This is a genomic window from Cyanobium sp. Lug-B, from assembly GCF_024345635.1.
GTDB classification, from domain to species: Bacteria; Cyanobacteriota; Cyanobacteriia; order PCC-6307; family Cyanobiaceae; genus Cyanobium; species Cyanobium minutissimum.
The window spans coordinates 15,568-32,499 of sequence record NZ_JAGQBM010000030.1 but is presented as its reverse complement, the minus strand read 5'-3'; the positions used below and the strand labels follow the sequence as shown (position 1 = coordinate 32,499).

Genomic DNA, 16,932 nt, shown 5'->3' with positions numbered 1-16,932 from the left:
AGGGCGGGGGCGTAGGTGCCGCCGGCCTCCTCGGCCAGCACGGTGGGGGTGAGGGGCTCGGGGCCGAGGGTGATCGGCGCCTCCGCCTCCCGGGGGATCGCCAGGCCCACCAGCCGCAGCCAGGGGGCCTCGGGGCCGGGGGCCGCCAGGGGACGGTCCGACCAGGGCTCGGCCAGGGGCAGGCCGCTGCTGGCGTACCAGCGGAAGCCGGGGGGCAGGCCCAGCTCGGTGGGGGCGCCGGGCCGCAGGCTGCGCAGACGCACCTGGTCGGTGGGGATGGGCCAGTCGTCGAGGAGGGCTTCGCCGAGGGGATCCCGCTTCGCCAGGGCCAGCAGCAGGGTGTGGAGCTCGGCGGTGCTGGGCCGGTTGGCGAACCAGTCCGCGAAGTCGGGATGACCCTGGAGAAGGTCGCGGAAGGCGGCGGCGGGGAGCAGCAGGGCCTCCACGTCGGTGGTGGCGCGCAGGTGTTCGCAGGGATCGCGGCGCAGCAGCCCGGCCCAGCCGGCCAGGGAGCCGGGGCCGAGGCGCTCGATGGTGCGCAGGCCCCGGCCGCTGGGGCCGGGGCCGAGGCTGCGCAGCTGGCCGCTGCAAAGCAGCAGCACACCCTCGGGCAGCATGTCGGGGCGCAGGACGGTCTGGCCGATGCGGAAGCGCAGGGGCTCCAGAAGCGGGTCGATGGCGTCGCGACGGGCGGGCGGCAGCCGGTCGAAGGGCGCGAAGTCGCTGAGCAGGCCGCTGATGGCTTCGGGGGAGGAGGTCATGGGCTGTCGTCCTCCTGCAGCAGGGCGAGCATCGCGTCGAGGGGCGGCAGCGGCTGACCTTCCAGGAGGAGCCGCACCCGCTGCTCGAGCCATTCCTCGAAGAGTTCGCCCATCATGCGCTCCCTGGTGGCGTCGTTCAACTCGGCCGGCAGGAACTGTTCAAGCCTCAGCACCACCCAGCTGTCGCCCGCCTGGAAGGGTTCGAACAGCTGGCCCGGGCGGGCCCGGCGCAGGCGGCTGACCAGGCTGTCGTGGCCGGTGGCGAGGGCCAGGGGGCCGATCTGGCCGCGGCAGTGGCGCTCGGGGCCTTCGGAATGGAGCGGGGCGAGGTCGGCGAAGTCGGCTTCCCCTTCGGCGATCTGGTGATGGAGCTCGGCGGCGAGGCCCTCGCTGTCCACCCGCAGCAGCGAATAGACCACCTGGTCGAGCTCGGGCTTGCGCTGCAGGAAGCGCACCTCCACCTCGTCGTTCCAGCGGCAGCGCACCAGGCGCTGCAGGCGCCGCTTCTGGGTGGCGAGGATGCGCAGGTCGTCGAAGACCAGGCCGCGCTCCTGCAGCCAGCCGGGCACGTGCTCGTCGTCGGTGATACCGCGGCGCTGCAGGAAAGCGGCCATCAGGGCCTTCTCCTCCCCCACGCGCAGGGGGATGGCGTGCACGAGCTGGTCGAGCACCCAGGCGCGGGCCAGGGGATGGGCCTGGCCCTGCTGGCGGATGAGGCGGTTGAGCTCGGAGAGGGCCAGCCAGGGGCGGCCGGGCGGAAGCTCCACCACCGCCGGCTCCGGCAGGCCGGCGAGGGGTTCGGGCAGGGTGTCGCGGGGGGTGGTCATGGGGAGGACCTCCGGTGGGGCAGCTGGAGGCGATCGAGGGCGTCGGCCATCAGGTCCAGGCCGTTGTCGCGGCTCCAGGTGGCGCGGGCGTAGGCGAAGGCGGCGGCGCCCATGGCCCGCCAGGCGCCGTCATCGTCGACCAGGTGGAGCACAGCCCGGCACCAGTCGTCGGGGCTGCGGGCGATCAGCACCTCCTGGCCGTGGCGCAGGCCGGTGGCCTCGGCGGCCAGGGGGCTGAGCACCTGGGGGATGCCATGGGCGGCGGCGGCCACCACCTTGCCCTTGAGGCCGGCGCCGGAGCGCAGCGGCGCCACGAACAGGCGATGGCGGGCGTACACGGTGGCGGGATCGGCCACCCAGCCCTCCACCATCACTCCGGGTTCGGCGCCCCAGCGGGCGGCCAGGGCGGAGTCGAGGCCGCTGCCATAAAGGTGAAGGCGCAGTTCGGGCCGCTGCTGGAGCAGGGCGGGCCACACCTGCTGCAGGAAGGCCTCGACGGCGTCGCGGTTGGGGGGGTGGCCGTAGCTGCCCAGGAAGGCGAGGCCGCTGCGGCCCTCGAAGGGGGCGGGGGTCTCCGGGCCCTGCACCACCCAGGGGCAGGGGGCGGTGGCGGCCTCGCCGAGGGTCTCGGCCTCGATCACCGCCCGTTCCACGTCGGAATAGCTGAAGGTGAGATCCACCTGGCGCATCACCGCCAGCTCCTGGCGCTTCACCTCCTCCACCGCGTCGAGGGCCCGCCGGGCCGCCTCGCCCCCCAGCCCCTCGGCGCGGGCGGCCCGCAGCTGGCGCAGGTGGTGCAGGTCGGCGTTGCAGAACAGCAGGCGGGCCTGGGGGGCGTGGCGCTGGATCAGGGGCAGGGCCGCGGCGGCCACCGTGTACCGGGTGAGATAGATGAGGTCGAACTCGGCGCCCCGTTCGGCCAGGACCTGCTCGAGGGAGAGCACGAAGGGGGCGTGGAGCACTTCGATGCCGCGGCGCTGAAGGTCTTCGCTGTAGTTGGCCAGCCAGGCGAGGTTGAGGGGCACCAGGGTCACCTTCCAGCCCAGGGCCTGGAGCAGCTCGATCTCCACCAGGGCGGCATGGCTGCCGGCGTCGCGGTCGGGCCGGGGGGTTTCCTGGTCGAGGAACAGGGCGCGGCCCAGGATCCCCCGGTCCTTGATGGCTTCGGCGCCGGCGTGGCTGGGCTCGCCGCTGGGCTCGAAGGCCCCGGCCCATTTCTGCTGAAACAGGGGGCCGTTGACCGATTGAAACCGCTTGAGCCCCGTGCCGGCGGCGGTGTCGGTGCCGCAGCTCCTGCCCTCGTGGTGGATCACCCGGGCCAGCGGGGCGTAGCGCACCGTGTGGCCGGCCTGGCGCACCTTGAAGGCCAGGTCGGTGTCCTCGTAGTAGGCGGGGGAGAACTCGGGACTGAAGCCCCCGAGGGCGTTCCACAGCTCGCGGCGAACGGCGAGGGCGGCGGCGCTGACGTAGTCCACCTGGCGGGCGTAGGCGACGCGGGGGTCGTGGGGGTTGCCGCCGCGGCCGTAGTTCCAGGGCGCGCCGTTGCCCCAGACGATGCCGCCGGCTTCCTGCAGGCGGCCGTCGGGGTAGAGCAGCTGGGCCCCCACCAGGCCGGTGTCGGGCCAGCGCTCGAAGGGATCGAGCAGCTCCTCCAGCCAGGCGGCGCAGGGTTCGGTGTCGTTGTTGAGCAGCACCAGAAAGGGGGCGCGGGCGGCGGCGGCGCCGCTGCAGCAGGCCTGGTTGAAGCCGCGGGCGAAGTCGTGGTGGATGACGCGCACCCCGGGAGCCTCGGCAGCCAGGGCCTCGGCGGTGCCGTCCGTCGAGCCGTCGTCGACCACCAGCACCTCGAAGGGGACGCGGGTGGGGGCGTAGGCGATCGCCGCCAGGCAGCGGCGGGTGACGGCGTACTGGTTGTGCACCGGGATCACGATCGACACCAGGGGATCGGCGGCGATCGGCAGGTGCAGGGGCTGGCGCGGCACGGCGCCGCCGTCGGGGCCGGGTTCCAGGCCGCGGCCCTCGCGGGGCAGGGGGTGTTCCAGCAGGCGCTGCAGCAGGGGCAGGTCGGGGGGCAGGGGGGTGCCGTGGGCGTCGGCCCAGGCGAGCCAGATGCGCAGGCTGCGGTAGCGCTCGCGGGCCAGGGGGGCGAACTCGTCGGGGAAGGGGGGACGGGCGTGCTCCTGCAGGGCGGCCCAGGGAGTGAGGTGGAAGGGCAGCAGCTCGAAGCGCTGATCCAGCACCTGGCCGGTGGCGGTCTCCAGCTGCAGGTGGTGGATGGCGCCGTCGCTCAGGGCGGTGGGCAGCAGTTGCTGGAAGGGCCAGGGCCCCTCCGGCAGGGGGGCGGGGGGCGCGATGGGCAGGCTGGTGGCGCCATCGAGGCGCAGCAGCAGGGGCTCGGGGCCCCGGCCCCAGCCGTGCAGCAGGGGGGCCTCCAGGCGAGTGAAGGCCCCGTCGCGCACCGGACCGTGCTGCCGCTGCTGGTCGATCTGGGCGTAGGTGGCCGCATCGAGGCGCATCGGACTGCCGGCCAGCTCGACGCCGCCCTCGGCGGCCAGCACCCGCAGCACCAGCCCCTGGCCATAGGGGGGCAGGGGATGGGAGGGCCCCCACCAGAAGCGGAAACCGCAGGGCTGGGCGAGGCCCAGGGGCTGCAGATCGGGCCGGGCCTGAGCCGCCGTCAGTTCGGCGACCAGCCGGCGCTGGCCGGGAACGAGCAGGTCGTCGATCAGCAGCTGCAGGCGCAGGGGGGGGGCGTCGGGCTGCAGGGGCCAGGGGCAGGCCCAGCCGCCCAGTCCGCCCTCCGGACTCCAGCCTTCGAGGCGGCCCACCAGGCCGGGGCGACGCCACTCAGCGAGGGAGGCTCCGCTGCCTTCCAGGGTGCCGGGCGGCTCGGCGAGCATCGCAGCCATGCTGGAATCGTTGGCGGAACCTTATTGCCCCTGTCCCGCTTTGTCTCGTTCCGCCATCGACACCGCGGGCGGCGATGGCGGCGAGGCTGGCGTCTGGGTGCCGCTGCGGCTGCTGCGGCAGCTGGCGCTGCCCTACCCGGCGTACCACCAGCTGATCGCCTCGCTGCGGGTTGGGGCGGATGGTGGGGACGACTCCCTGCTGGCGGAGCTGACCGACGCAAGTGCGGCAGCCCTGCGCGAGGCGCTGGAGCAGGGCCACGTGGAGTTGGCCCTGGCTGCCCACGATGATCTGCTGGGCCACGTGATCGAGCTGGCGGCGTCGCGGCCGGCGGTGGCGGCGGTGCTGTGGCAGCGCTACGGCGAGCTGCTGGGGCAGCTGGCGGGCCAGGTGCACGGGCGGTTGGTGCCCCGCAACGGGGAGCCGGTCGACTTCAGCCTTCCCGAGCGGGCCGGTGATGCCGAGCTCTGCCTCCGGATGGCGGGGATTCTCGAGCCGACGGCGGCCCAGCCCTGGGCGGTGCCCGACTGGCTGCCGGTACTGGAGCAGCAGCTGGTGCAGCACGGGGCCCTGGCCTGGCAGCAGCGGCTTCGGACGGACGCCGACGCCGCGGGGCCCTGCCTGGATCTGTTCCTGCGCCTGGCCCAGCTGCTTGATCCGGTGCCGGCCTGGGTGGATCTGGCCTGGCGCGCCGCCCTGGAGCGGTTGATCGAGGCGCTGCCGCCCGCCGGTGCCCTGGCGGAGGCGGACCTGGCCCGGCTGGTGGAGCGCGTGGGTCGGTTACCGGTGGCGGCGGAGCAGCGGCCGGCGTTCGAGGCGGCGCTGCTGCGGGCCCGCTTCAGCCTGGAGCTGCTGCAGCAGGGCCGTGGGGTCAGGCGCCCCGGCGCCGGCGAGGGGGTGGAGGTGTTGGAGGCGGAATGGCTGGAGGAGGAGGAACGGCCCGGCCCGGCGCCGGCGGCCGCCCTGCCGGCGGTGGAGTGGCGCCCCGGCACCCTGGTGGTGGAGCTGGATCCGCTGGAGCTGCAGCTGCTGCAGCGCGCCGAAGGGCCGGCCGAGATCCTGGAGGAGGCCCTGGCCGAACTGCGCCGCCGCCATCACGACAGCGACTTCTGGGGTGCGGCGGCTGTGGAGGGCCCCGAACCGGCGGACACGCTGGAGTTGCTGCGGCGCTTTGAGCGGGAGGCCGGCTTCTACGCCACCACCCATGCACCGCTGGAGAGCCTGCGGCAGTGGGCCCGGCCGGCGCTGCAGGCCCTGCTGCAGGCCCAGGTGTGGAGCGGCGATGGGGCCACCCTGGAGCTGTGGCAGCCCTGGGGGCAGGCGGGCCAGCGGCGGCAGCCGCCCGGCGGCACCGCCCTGCTGGAGCGGCTCGGCGGCGGCGAGGTGGTGCTGGTGGGCGAGGGGCCCGAAGCGGTCGCGGCGCTGCAGGAGGCGCACCGGGCCGGCCGGCTGTTCGCCGGGGGGGCCTTCGGCCTGCGCTGCCTGGCGGTGCCCCAGAGCCGCCACCCGCAGCGGCCCGCGGCAGGCTTCGAGCACAGCCTGGAGGCCCTGGTGACGGCGGTGGAGGCGCTGTACCAGGAGCGTCCGTTCACGGTGCTGCTGGCTGGGGGCGGGGCCTATCGGCTGCCCCTGGTGCAGGCCATCGGCAGCCGCTACGGGGTGCTGGCGGTGGCGCTGGCCTCCCCCCTGGCGGCGTGGCTGGGGACTGAAGCGGTGGCGGAGCCGGGCCGATGAGCCAGCCGGACCCCAGGCCGACGGACTGGCGGGCGGTGATCGCGGCCCACCGGGTGGAGAGCCACGAGCCGGCGGCCTGGCTGCGCTATGGGGTGGCCCTCAGCCAGCTGATCGAACCCTCGGCCCAGGCGCGGCAGCAGCAGCAGCAGGTGGGGCTGGCCTTCGCCCACGCCGAAGCCCTGGGCGCCTCGAAGGAGGCTGTGGCCCTGGGCCAGCGCCAGGCGACCCTGCTGAGCCTGGTGGAGGCCCTGGCGCTGGCGGGCGCCGAGGGGGCGGCGGCGGTGCTGGAGCGCCTGGCCGACGGGCAGTGACGGGCAGCTTCTCCGGCTGACTGAGGTAAGGGTTCGCGCCGGAGGTCACCCATGGATGCCCTGCTGACGTCGGGATGGCGTCCACCGACGGTCCGCAGTTGCGGGCGGCGGAGGGGGCTGGTTGGCAGGCTGCAGCGTTGTGTACAGCCTGTACAGGGTCGGCGTCAACGGCACTTAGGATGACGTCATCTGATGACGGTCATGTCATGCGGACCATCGTGGATCTGCCCGAGGGCGAGCGCGATCAGCTGGATGCCCTCTGTTCCCAGCGGGGCATTTCCCGGGCCCAGGCGCTGCGGGAGGCTCTGACCCTCTGGCTGGAGCGGGAGCGTCCACGCCACCGGGAGGTGTTCGGGCTATGGAGCGACCGGGACCTTGATGGGGTGGCGCTGCAGCGGCGGATTCGGCAGGACTGGGACCCGCACTGATGGGGTTGCTGCTCGACTCCAACATCCTGATCGATGTGTTGCAGGGCCGGGATGTTGCCTTGGAGTGGATCCAGGCGCAGCCGCGCTGTTCCATCAGCGTGATCACCTGGATCGAGGTGCTGGTGGGTTGTGGCCCGGGCGAGAGCGAGGCGGTGGAGGTGTGGTTGCGGGGGTTCCACTGCCTGCCGCTCGATGGCGCCGTGGCCAGAGAGGCGGTGGACTGCCGCCGCGCCCTGGGGTTGAAGGTGCCGGACGCCATCATCCTGGCTACCGCCCGTTGCCATCAGTTGCGGCTGGCCACGCGCAACAGCCGGGATTTTCCGGAGCAGCTGGCCGACGTGGTTGTCCCCTACACCCTCTGAAGGTCGCCGTGGCCAGCAAGCGCAGCCTCAACGCCCGCAACCTGGAGGCCCTGGGGGCCGCGGCGCTGGCGGAGCTGCTGATGGAGGTGTCCAGTGGCCAGGCGGTGATCCAGCGGCGGCTGCGGCTGGCACTGGCGGCGGCGGAGGGGGCCGGCGACGCCGCCCAGGAGGTGCGCAAGCGGCTGGCGGCGATCGATCGGGCCCGGACGTTCATCGGCTCGGCCCGGCGCCCGGCGCTGCTCAGTGATCTGGAGGCCCAGCTGGGGGCGATCACCGGGCCGATCGCGGCCGAGGACCCCCGGGTGGCCTGCGAGCTGTTGCTGCGGTTTCTGGAGATTTCCGGCGGGGTGCTGGCGCGCTGCTCCGACGGCACCGGGGCGGTGATCGGTGTGTTCGAGCGGGCCGCCGGGCAGCTCGGGACGCTGGCGGTGGCCGCCCGGCTGGCGCCGGAGGCCCTGGCCGAGCACGCCGCCGAGCTGCTGCTGGAGAACGACCATGGCCAGTTCGATGGGCTGGTGTCGGCCCTGCAGGAGGCCCTGGGCGACGCCGGCCTGCGGCGGCTGGAGGGCTGCTGCCGCGAACGGGGGGCCCGCGATGGCAGCGGGCTGCTGCTGCAGATCGCCGAGACGCGGGGGGATGGGGAGGGCTACCGGGGCCAGTTCAGCGCCGCGGATCTGCGCCGGCGCCCCATCGCCGCCGACGTGGCCCGGGTGCTGCTGGCCAATGGCCGGGCGGCCGAGGCCCTTGAGATCCTCGATGGCGCCGGCACGGAACCGGCGGGGCGGCTCGATGGCGTCTGGCAGGACACCCGCGTGGCCGTGCTGGAGGCCCTCGATCGCCCCGCCGAGGCCCAGGAGATGCGCTGGCAGTGGTTCTGCCGCACGCTTTCGATCCCCCACCTGCGCGACTTTCTGCGGCGCCTCGAGGCCTTCGAGGACGGGGAGGCGGAAGAGCGGGCCCTGGGGGTGGCCGAGCGGCACCCGAACCGTCTGCTGGGACTGGAGTTTCTGGTGGGGTGGGGGGCGCTCCCCCGGGCCGCCCGCCTGGTGCTGGCCCAGGCCACGGCGTGGGACGGGGAGGCCTACGGGATCCTCAGCGCCGCCGCCGAGCGGCTCAGCGCCGACCACCCGCTGGCGGCCACGCTGCTGCTGCGGCCGATGGTGTGGGGGGCGCTGGCGATGGGGCGCTCCAACCGCTACCGCCATGCCGCCGAACACCTGCGCCACTGCGACCGGCTGGCCGACCGCATCCACGACTGGCAGGGCCATCCCGACCATGCCGCCTTCGTGGGGCGGCTGCAGGAGGGCTTCGGGGGGCGCTGGGGCTTCTGGAAACTGGTGGAGGCGTAAATGCTTAGGGTTGCTGTTGGTGGGGATGCGTTCGGTGGGGTGGGGTCGGCAGCTGGATCCGGCATTCTGTACAGGCTGTACAGGTCTGGGATCCGGCCGGGCGGACAGGACCCGATGGCCTTGAAGCCCCGGGGATGGATCAGCGTCAGCCAGCAGCTTTGCCGCAAACCCGTAAGGACGCCTTACGACAAGGAGGGTTCCGGCCTAGGGTGAAGTCCAGTGATTGGTTGGCCAGCGATGCCAGCGATGGAGATCGCCACACTCACCGCCAAGGGGCAGGTCACGGTGCCGAAGGCGGTGCGTGAGGCCCTGGGTTTGCGGCAAGGCGATCAGCTCAGCTGGGAGTTGGAGGACGGCTCGGTGCGCGTGCGGGCTGTGGCGCCGTTGGATCTGGTCTATCTGCAGGGGCTGGAGAGCAGCCTGGGCGAGTGGAGCAGCCCGGAGGATGAGGAGGCGTTCCGCGATCTATGAGCCCCTTGGAGAGGTACGCGGTGGTGCGCGTGCCGTTCCCCTTCACGGATCGGCAGGCCCAGAAGCTGCGGCCGGCGTTGGTGCTCTCCCAGAGCGACTTCCAGCGTGGCTGCGGCCATCTGCTGCTGGCGATGATCACATCGGCGCGGCAATCGTCGTGGCCCCTCGATTGGCCTCTGGAGGATCTGGAGGCCGCAGGACTGCCCCAGCCCTGCCTGGTGCGCTTCAAGCTGTTCACCCTCGACGAGCGGCTGGTGTCAGGGGGGCTGGGTGCTTTGGCCGCCGCCGATCGCGCCGGGGTGGAGGCCCAATTGGGCAAGCTCCTGCCCACCGCGTCCTGAACGCTGCCAAGGCCGCCTTGTGGAGGTGGTTCGGCGGATGGATCCAGCCACGCAGGCTTCAGTACTGCCTTCAGTACTGAATTGCGGCTAGGGTGTGGGGCAGGGGATGGCCCTGGCGTGAGATGGATCGGGTGAACGGCAGTCACCTCAGCTCCAGTGAGCTGAAGCGGCGCGGCATCGCCGCCATCGAAGAGGCCCTGCAAAGGGGCCCGGTGCATCTGATGAAGCGGAACCGCACGGCCGGGGTTGTGCTCAGTGAACGCCAGTACCAGCTGCTGTGTCAGCGAGCGGCCCTGGCCCCGCCGCCTGAGGTTTCGGCGTTGGAGTGGCTGATCAGCTGCCCCACGGCCGCGGAGGGCCGCACCAAGGAGCAGATCGATGCGGCGCTGCAGGAGGAACGCGACTGGTGATCGCCTTTTTTGATGCCAGTGCCCTGATCTACGTGCTGGAGGGCCGCGAGCCGTGGGTTCATGGCGTCAAGCAGGCGCTGGCCGAGCTGGTCGCCAGCGACCCAGGCATGGGAACGGCCGTCAGCCGCCTGAGCTGGTTGGAATGTCGTGTCGGCCCACGGCGTCGCCGTGATCCAGCCACCCTGGCCATCTTTGATGCCTTTTTCTGCCGTACGGATCTGATCTGGGTCGAGCTCACGGCGGCCGTGGTGGAGCTGGCCACCGATCTGCGCGGGCAACACAGCCTGCGCACGCCGGATGCGCTGCAGGCCGCCTGTTGCCTGCAGCTGGGTGATGAAGCGGTGATGATCACCGGCGATGCGTCGTTTCGGCAGGTGCCGGGGCTGCGGTTGGTGGTGGTGTCCTGAGCCGTTCCGCTGACTGGCTGCATCAGGCGTCAGCGGATCTGGACCAGGCCATGGACAGTGCCGAGGCGGGACATGCCAGCAGGAGTAGGCAGCGACCTCGATCGGCCCTGGCCACTGGAGCTGCTGCCGTTCAGCTGCGACGCGCTCGTGCTCACACCAGAGGAACACGACACCCTGATGGCGTCCGGGTCACGCTTCGCGGGAGAGCTGGGGCGGGATGCCCGCTGGGTGTGGTCCCTGAGGGCGGCCGAGCACTCACCCTTCAGCGGCCCGCCTCCATCGCCGGTGCAAGATCGGTGTGGATGAAGTCATCGCCCTTGTACAGAAGGGGTGCAGCGAGGGATTTCGCCAGGGCGTAGGAGAAACAGTCGCCCAGATTCAACCCGGCTCGATGGCGTCCCTTGCCGAAACGACGAAAGGCCAGGCGTGCGAGTTCCGCCTGGTCGCGGTCGAAGCTGACCACTTCGATCTCTGCGGCGGCCACAAACACATCCAGGTCTCCTTGGCCATCGGCGCCAAAGCGGGCTTCGAGAACGATGGAGAGTTCGAGCAAGGAAGCAGCGGACATCCGCCGGAACTTGGCAGATTGGATGGCCTCATTGAAAGAACGACGCTCCGGTTCGTTCTGCAGAATCGCAAGGATGGCGGATGAGTCAATCACCATCCGCCCGGCAGTCCAATGGCGTCGTAGCCGAGGATTTCCTCGGGCGTGCGGTTGTCCTTCCGTGGTCGCGCTGCACTACGCAGGGCGATCTCATCGAGGCGATCGGCCAGGCTCGGGCGCCCAGCGGCCTCACGCTGCTGTTGTTTGAGGCGTTGCAGCCGTTCCTGCAGGGCTTGAATGACGGCATTGGTTTTGTTCTCCCCCGAGAGGGCAGCCACCTCCCCAGCCAGGCGATCGGCCTCTGGGTTGCGGATGTTCAGCGCCATCAGGCCAGCGTGTAGACAACCGACATTCAGTGTAGACGCCCCCTGGGCTTGCTTGGTCTGCCGCAGGCGTGCCTGTGGGTGCTGGTGGGATTCGTGGGCGAATCCGGTCCTGGTGTTTGCGGCCAGGAGCCATGGGCGGGGCCAGGCCCCACCCACGGCAGTGGGACAGCGATGACGTCCTGCAGGCATCGCCTTGCTCGCCAAGGCTTTGCCGCCGCCAGCCTCAACGCCCGCAGGCCGGCAACCCAGGCATCAGCTTGAGCTGCTGCTGAGCGGGGCACCCGGGAGGAGGCGGTCATAGGAGGCCAGCAGGTGTTGGGGAATGACGGGGTCAGGTCGAGTGCTGCGGCGAGGCGGCACGCGGAAGCGCTGCTGCAGGAAGGCGAGCACCCGCTCAAAGGACGCCACCCGCACCGCCACGTACAGCGCCTCAACCATCAGCCGGGCTGCGCCGTCACGGTCACCGCTGGCCAGCAGGCACTGCCAGAAGTTCCACCAGTGCTCATCCGGGAAATGGTGGCGATGACAGCGGCAATGCACAAGGCCCTCGGGCCATGGCTGCCGGTGCCATAGGCGCAGGGCCGCTGGCAGACCCATTCACTGCCGAGGTAGACGATCAGCCGGTCATGGTGCAGCCGCGCCGTCACCTGCCGCACTTCGATCGTGCTGGTGCTCACCCCCAAGGAGCACAATTCGTGGTGGAGGGTGCCTTGTCGTCGTCTTCGCCGCAGCAGGCCTCCTTTGGGGGCGGCTCGGCAGGAAGCCTGGGGTGAAGGATGTACCGACTGATGACAGGGTAAATCATTGGCTTCAACAACATCTGTGCGGTAAACGTGAGCACAGGCAGAGCCAGCCGCAAGACGAAACGCACCGGGCGCCGCCGTGCCTGACTGGGATCGAGAAGTTTGCCGACGGCGAAGCCGACCAGCGAATCGACGCGTGCCAGGATCTGATCCGCAATCAGTTTGCGGCGCTTCTCATGAACGGCGCTCATGAGAAGGCTCAGTTCTCCTCCTAGGTCACGCTTTCGAGCACCATCGGCCTTCGTCGTTCTGGGCCTGGCCAGCGGTGCCAGCCTTTGTCGGGCCGCCTTCCAGGCGTCGGTTTCACAGTCGCCATAGCCGTCGGAGGTCCGTTCCAGGCTGTGGGGTCGGGCCGGCACGGCTGGAACCGTGGAGTCCGCCGGATCACTACTCGCTCGGTCATTTCTCGGACATGGCTTCGGCCAGTCGATCAACGGCATCAATGCATCAAGAGATCGGTAATCGTTGATCAGATGATCGAAACTTCCTTGGCGCAGTTTCTGACGCGCATTAAGGCGACCGATGTTGTAGTCATGAGCTAGAAACTGAAATTCCAGAAATCCACCGAAAGCCGAAAATGTATCGCCAACCAATGTGGCCTCGGTGGCGGTGACGGTGAGCAGCTGGCCTGTGAGGCCCTCGGTGACCCATTGCTGAAACCGCGACTGACCGAAGATGGCACTGATCAGCCCGGTCGCCATCGCGAGAAGATCATCCTCGGTGTTGAAGAACGGATCGGCATCGATGGTTCGCTTGCCGGGTGCAACGAACAGGTAGCTGCGGTTCAGATCCTGTTGCCCTGTACCGATGGCTTCGATGAGGTTGGCCGCCATCCCCACGGGCTCGTTTTCGAAAACGCCGCCATCGGTATAGAGATAGTTGCCGCCATAGAGCTGGTCGCCGGCGGAGGATTTACGGCCGCTGTCCCTCGTGGCCATCATGCTCTTCTTCGACCCGCCGGATCGGACGATGCGCCGGGCCCGGAACGCAAACGGAAAAGCCCCTGAGGACAACGCCATCAAACGAAGAATTCCCCAGTCGCAGGTCTGCATGGGGCACCAGGTCACCTTGCCGTTGGTCATCTGCGGCTCCATTTCCGACAGATGGATCGTTTCGGCAGGGCCGGGATGGAGGGAGCCTGGCGGATCAGCCTCCGCCGGCTGACGCTGCAGGCGGCAGACGAATTGATCCTTGTAGCGGGAATAGGCGAAGGAATCGTTGTACTTGGAGCCGGGGATTTCCTGTTTGTAGCCATTGAGGTTGGACATCGCGATGCCCAGCAGCAGGGATTTGTCTGCAGCCGGGTGGAGATCCAGGGCCTGCGAGGGATCATCGGGAATCGCCTTCTGGCCGATGTCGTCAATAACGTCGGAGCTCAGCAGGGAATACTTGTGCTTATCCGGAGTGACCTTGAGGAGTTTTTCAATGTTGATCTGACAGACCCAGGCGTTGAACAGGGGGTTGCGGTGATATGGCTGCCGTAAGGCCTCGCCACCGTAATACAGCTGTCGGCTCAGGATGGCGGCTGTCATGGCTCCCGCCGAGGCGCCGGTGATCACATCGATCTCTACACGCTCTGGATGATCGGCACCGACAGACTCGTTATGCAGGGCGATGGCCTCCAGCACCTCATACATCACCCCGGCTTCATAGCTCCCAAGCGAGACGGCTCCTGAGATCACGATGGCAAGCTTGCGAGGCATCGAATTGATTCAGTTTTCTCAACCTTGTGAGGTTGATAAGTGGATGTCAAGCGCAAGGCCAAATTTGTGAGCGCCCGTTACATCCTTCTCAAGCTTTCTCGATCAAGCTATCGCGATCGACAGGTGGCCAACCCCGGCATCAGGCGGCAGATGGGCTGATGTAGCGGTGCGCCTGGCGGCAGCCAGAGGGGGCTGGCGCCCTGAAACGCGGAGAGGCCGATCACCAGGGCCCACAGCCAGGTGAGACGGGGACCACCGGGAAGGATCATCGGCTGTGAAGCGATGGGGGCTGTGGGCTACACCCTGGCGGCGACAGGGTAAAGCTCCTGCATGGACGGAACCTCTGCGAACACCACGGCTTCCGCTTCCTCCAGCTCTCTCCGGTGCGCCTGAATCAGCTCGGCCACCCTGGCTGAACGCCGCTGCATCACATCGGGATGGCGAGGAGTGAAGGCAAGGCCATGCTCCTCGTCCAGTCTGGCCAGGCCGAAGGATTCCAGAAGCTCCTGGGAACGCCCAAGATCTTCGTAGCGCAACAGGACGTCCCCCCCCGACAGGCGATGACCGAAGGGGAAGGGCTTCGCCAGGGGCAGCCACTTCTGAAGAAAGCCCACGACGTAGCGAACCTTGCGGTTCAGCCATTCAGAGACCTGCTCGCTGGTCATCACAACGCCGGCCTGGTCGATCAGCCGCCAGGCTTCTTCAAGGACTTCGGCTTCGTGATAGAGATAGATCCGCTCCAGGGCAAGACTCGCTTGCTGCAGGAGCTGCCGATTTTCGTTCAGTTGCTCCAGCTCAAGCCAGGACACCAGGGCATGGAGCGGCCGCCGCACCTGGACCAGCCGCACCATGCCCATCGGTGGCTCGAAGGTTGCATCCTCGAGATGGAAGTCGTGCGACTTCAGCAGCCTGAGGTGGGGCTGACGGCGATCCCGCGCGAAGTGCCAGTAGGCCGAAACATGGCAGGGGCTGGTTCTGCAGCAGCCTGGCTCTTGATAGCCTTCGCAGTAGGAGAAGTGATCGCCGCAGGCCCTGGCGAAGAGAGACTTCAGATAATGGTGGCCACTGCGCGGCAGAGAGCGGCCTTCCACCAGCCACATCCCCGGGAGGCGTGGATGCTCCGCGGAACAGGCATTCAGATGCAGTTCGGTCAGGGTCTCGATGGTCGCGGCAGGTGCTGTCTCGGAATGCTGAGCCGACAGCCAGGATCTGATCACTGCCTGGGCCGCTTGCCACTCGCCCTGGAGCAGGGCGTCACAGGCCCTGGAGCGGGCCTCGTTCCAGCGAAGCGCGGCCTCTGATCGTTGACCCATGAGATCAGCCGCCTTGGTCTGGTCTGCTGCCGCCAGAGCTTCCTGAAGGCTGGCCTCCACGATCTCGAGCTGGGCCGCCTTCACCTCTGCCTCCCTCGCCCCCTCCTTCCGGGCCTGGAGGAAGGCCAGGAAGGCCTGCTGGAGCTGACGCCCCTGCTCCGGGCCTGGCTGAAGGGCGCCCATCAGCTCACGGGCGTGCCGGAGCCATTCCCCTGGATCGCTGCTGTCGAACGCCTCCTGGCCCATCGCCACTGGCCGCATGGTCCGCTGATCATGGCGTGGACGCTCGGGCCTGATTCACCAGGCGTCAGCCCCGTAGCCCATCCGCACACATAGCTGCCCCAGCGCCCGGGAGGTGGCGGGATCGGCCAGTTCGGCGCGCACCGCGTCCGGCAGGGGGCGGCGCGGGCGGGGTTCGATGCGATCGGAGCTGCGGCCGCTGTCGCCGCTGAGCTTCCGGGTGGCGAAACGCTCCAGGGCTGATACGTCACAGGGAAGGCAGAGGGCATCGCAGAGCTGCCGGAATACGGGCTCCGGCTGGCGACAGAAGGCTTCGTAGTGGATCCAGTCGAGGTCGTCGTAGGCGTCGAGGAAGGCCTGGTAGCGGTCGCAGTAGGTGAGCAGGGTGGTCGGCTCGAACTGGGTGTGCCAGCCGGCGGCGATCAGGCCCAGCCAGCTGTCGAGCGGATGGCGCAGGGTCACCACCGACTGAAGGGGATGGTGGGGTGCCAACCAGTGCCGCACCGGCTGCAGTGGCGCCACGGCGGAGCCGCGGAAGAAATCGGAATGGCTGTGGTCGCGGATCACCAGATCCGATCCACGGGAAGCGCAGAGATCGAGCACCTGGGTGATCTGCCCAAGGAATTCGGCCTGCTCCACCTCCGGCGCCAGTGGACCGGCCTGGAGCGCATACAGCGCCAGAGGATGGCTGGGGTTGAAGGCTGCCCCGTAACGGTTGGTGGGGTTCAGCTCGCTGAGCAGCACCACGTCCGGCAGGGACGCCAGGCAGCGGCTGATCAGGGTGCCGCCGCTGCAGGCCACATGGTGGAGGGTCCGCACCACGGGCGGCGCGATGGACGGCCAGGAGCGGCCCACCTGCTGGCGCAGCTGTTCGGCGGCGCGGATCTGCCGGTGGCTCCGCAGGTGGCGATGCAGTTCCTGCAGCCAGCCCTCGCCGCCATGGCGCCTGGCGAGTTCGACGCCCTGGGGGAACAGATCGGCCAGCTCTAGGGGGCCTTCCTCGGCTGTGGGCAGCTCCTGCAGCTGGGCCAGGGCGTCGCGACTGCGGCCAAAGGCCCAGGAGAGCTCGGCGCCGATCACGGTCAGGGCTGGATCACCTCCCCCTCCGGCTGCCGCCAGCCCTCGCCGCCAGAGGCTTCGGGCCTCGCATGGATCACCGCCCAAGGCCAGGTGGCGAATGGTATCGGTATCGGGAGCCTGCAATCGTCGGGGAGGTCCGAGGGCAGAGACCTTCCGATGTTGGCGGCATCCTGGTCGTCTGTCCGACTACAACCTGGTTGAGGCTCAACCCTGCTGTGCGCTTGGTCATGTTCCGCATTGTGATGAGTAGCTTCAGAGAGGCGAGCATCGCTAGGCTCCGGAAAAAGTTCGGAACCCTGTTGTCGCACCCTGAGACCCATTTATTGTGTTGCGCAGTCCCGCTTGTCAAATCGTCGCCCAGCAAGGAAGGAGTCTTAGATCGTCAACCTTTGACAAGGCTCTCGATGAAAATGTGAAACCTCTGGGCAACTTGTCGGAAGTTAACGAGGCTATGTCCATCCATTTAATCTTCTTCAGTCGCTACAATCATCTGTAGCAAAGGAGATCCATTGTCTTTTCAGACCCAAGCCATGAAGAAAAGCACTACAATTTATG

General features: G+C 69.2%; 19 protein-coding genes. 9 read left to right on the top strand and 10 right to left on the bottom strand.

Translation table 11 applies throughout. The features are described from left to right. The 3 genes from KBY81_RS09075 to KBY81_RS09065 all read right to left on the bottom strand — a co-directional run. Window positions 1–761 (bottom strand): cyclic nucleotide-binding domain-containing protein (locus KBY81_RS09075; protein WP_254976307.1); only part of this gene is annotated, 761 nt, incomplete at its 3' end. Further along, window positions 758–1,588: a peptidylprolyl isomerase gene (locus KBY81_RS09070; protein ID WP_254976306.1), complete on the bottom strand. Its 831-nt coding sequence runs from the start codon at window positions 1,586–1,588 to the stop codon at window positions 758–760. The genes KBY81_RS09070 and KBY81_RS09075, both read right to left, overlap by 4 nt. Then, window positions 1,585–4,497, bottom strand: coding sequence for a glycosyltransferase (locus KBY81_RS09065; protein ID WP_254976305.1), 2,913 nt, complete (start codon window positions 4,495–4,497; stop codon window positions 1,585–1,587). Before KBY81_RS09065 ends, KBY81_RS09070 begins: the two co-directional genes overlap by 4 nt. 40 nt (window positions 4,498–4,537) lie before the next feature. Between KBY81_RS09065 and KBY81_RS09060 the strand changes: the two genes are divergently transcribed. The 9 genes from KBY81_RS09060 (at window position 4,538) to KBY81_RS09020 (ending at window position 10,308) form a co-directional block, all read left to right on the top strand. Continuing rightward, window positions 4,538–6,229 carry a hypothetical protein gene (locus KBY81_RS09060; protein WP_254976304.1) on the top strand — a complete coding sequence of 564 codons (1,692 nt, stop codon included), beginning with the start codon at window positions 4,538–4,540 and terminating at the stop codon, window positions 6,227–6,229. Continuing rightward, window positions 6,226–6,540, top strand: a complete 315-nt coding sequence (locus KBY81_RS09055; protein ID WP_254976303.1) for a hypothetical protein — start codon at window positions 6,226–6,228, stop codon at window positions 6,538–6,540. The genes KBY81_RS09060 and KBY81_RS09055 overlap by 4 nt, the downstream gene beginning before the upstream one ends. Window positions 6,541–6,746: 206 nt before the next feature. Continuing rightward, window positions 6,747–6,968 carry a CopG family transcriptional regulator gene (locus KBY81_RS09050; RefSeq protein ID WP_106222378.1) on the top strand — a complete coding sequence of 74 codons (222 nt, stop codon included), beginning with the start codon at window positions 6,747–6,749 and terminating at the stop codon, window positions 6,966–6,968. Next, the gene (locus KBY81_RS09045; protein ID WP_254973592.1) at window positions 6,968–7,330 is read left to right on the top strand and encodes a type II toxin-antitoxin system VapC family toxin; all 363 of its coding nucleotides are present in this window, start codon (window positions 6,968–6,970) and stop codon (window positions 7,328–7,330) included. Before KBY81_RS09050 ends, KBY81_RS09045 begins: the two co-directional genes overlap by 1 nt. Window positions 7,331–7,338: 8 nt before the next feature. Then, complete coding sequence (locus KBY81_RS09040) at window positions 7,339–8,679, top strand: DUF6880 family protein (protein ID WP_254976302.1); 1,341 nt, start codon at window positions 7,339–7,341, stop codon at window positions 8,677–8,679. A 246-nt stretch (window positions 8,680–8,925) separates the two neighbouring features. Beyond that, complete coding sequence (locus KBY81_RS09035) at window positions 8,926–9,150, top strand: AbrB/MazE/SpoVT family DNA-binding domain-containing protein (protein WP_219904402.1); 225 nt, start codon at window positions 8,926–8,928, stop codon at window positions 9,148–9,150. A 5-nt stretch (window positions 9,151–9,155) separates the two neighbouring features. Then, a complete protein-coding gene (locus KBY81_RS09030; protein WP_254976301.1) occupies window positions 9,156–9,491 on the top strand; it encodes a type II toxin-antitoxin system PemK/MazF family toxin in 336 nt (111 codons plus the stop codon). Window positions 9,492–9,622: 131 nt separating this feature from the next. Then, complete coding sequence (locus tag KBY81_RS09025) at window positions 9,623–9,901, top strand: hypothetical protein (protein ID WP_254976300.1); 279 nt, start codon at window positions 9,623–9,625, stop codon at window positions 9,899–9,901. Next, entirely contained in the window at window positions 9,898–10,308 is a 411-nt protein-coding gene (locus tag KBY81_RS09020; protein ID WP_254976299.1) for a PIN domain-containing protein, read from the top strand. The genes KBY81_RS09025 and KBY81_RS09020 overlap by 4 nt, the downstream gene beginning before the upstream one ends. A gap of 262 nt (window positions 10,309–10,570) precedes the next feature. On the opposite strand, the gene KBY81_RS09015 is transcribed toward KBY81_RS09020, so the two are convergent. The 7 genes from KBY81_RS09015 to KBY81_RS08985 all read right to left on the bottom strand — a co-directional run bounded on the left by KBY81_RS09015 (window position 10,571) and on the right by KBY81_RS08985 (window position 16,377). Next, the gene (locus KBY81_RS09015) at window positions 10,571–10,972 is read right to left on the bottom strand and encodes a type II toxin-antitoxin system VapC family toxin (protein ID WP_254976298.1); all 402 of its coding nucleotides are present in this window, start codon (window positions 10,970–10,972) and stop codon (window positions 10,571–10,573) included. Further along, the gene (locus KBY81_RS09010; protein ID WP_106222394.1) at window positions 10,966–11,238 is read right to left on the bottom strand and encodes a type II toxin-antitoxin system VapB family antitoxin; all 273 of its coding nucleotides are present in this window, start codon (window positions 11,236–11,238) and stop codon (window positions 10,966–10,968) included. Before KBY81_RS09010 ends, KBY81_RS09015 begins: the two co-directional genes overlap by 7 nt. Window positions 11,239–11,490: 252 nt before the next feature. Then, a complete protein-coding gene (locus tag KBY81_RS09005) occupies window positions 11,491–11,676 on the bottom strand; it encodes a hypothetical protein (RefSeq protein ID WP_146134637.1) in 186 nt (61 codons plus the stop codon). Further along, window positions 11,676–11,915, bottom strand: coding sequence for a hypothetical protein (locus KBY81_RS09000; RefSeq protein WP_146134638.1), 240 nt, complete (start codon window positions 11,913–11,915; stop codon window positions 11,676–11,678). Before KBY81_RS09000 ends, KBY81_RS09005 begins: the two co-directional genes overlap by 1 nt. After that, window positions 11,912–13,744 carry a patatin-like phospholipase family protein gene (locus KBY81_RS08995; RefSeq protein WP_254976297.1) on the bottom strand — a complete coding sequence of 611 codons (1,833 nt, stop codon included), beginning with the start codon at window positions 13,742–13,744 and terminating at the stop codon, window positions 11,912–11,914. Before KBY81_RS08995 ends, KBY81_RS09000 begins: the two co-directional genes overlap by 4 nt. 296 nt (window positions 13,745–14,040) lie before the next feature. After that, entirely contained in the window at window positions 14,041–15,303 is a 1,263-nt protein-coding gene (locus KBY81_RS08990; protein ID WP_254976296.1) for a hypothetical protein, read from the bottom strand. A gap of 51 nt (window positions 15,304–15,354) precedes the next feature. Continuing rightward, a complete protein-coding gene (locus KBY81_RS08985; protein ID WP_254976295.1) occupies window positions 15,355–16,377 on the bottom strand; it encodes a sulfotransferase in 1,023 nt (340 codons plus the stop codon). Window positions 16,378–16,932 lie beyond the last annotated feature (555 nt).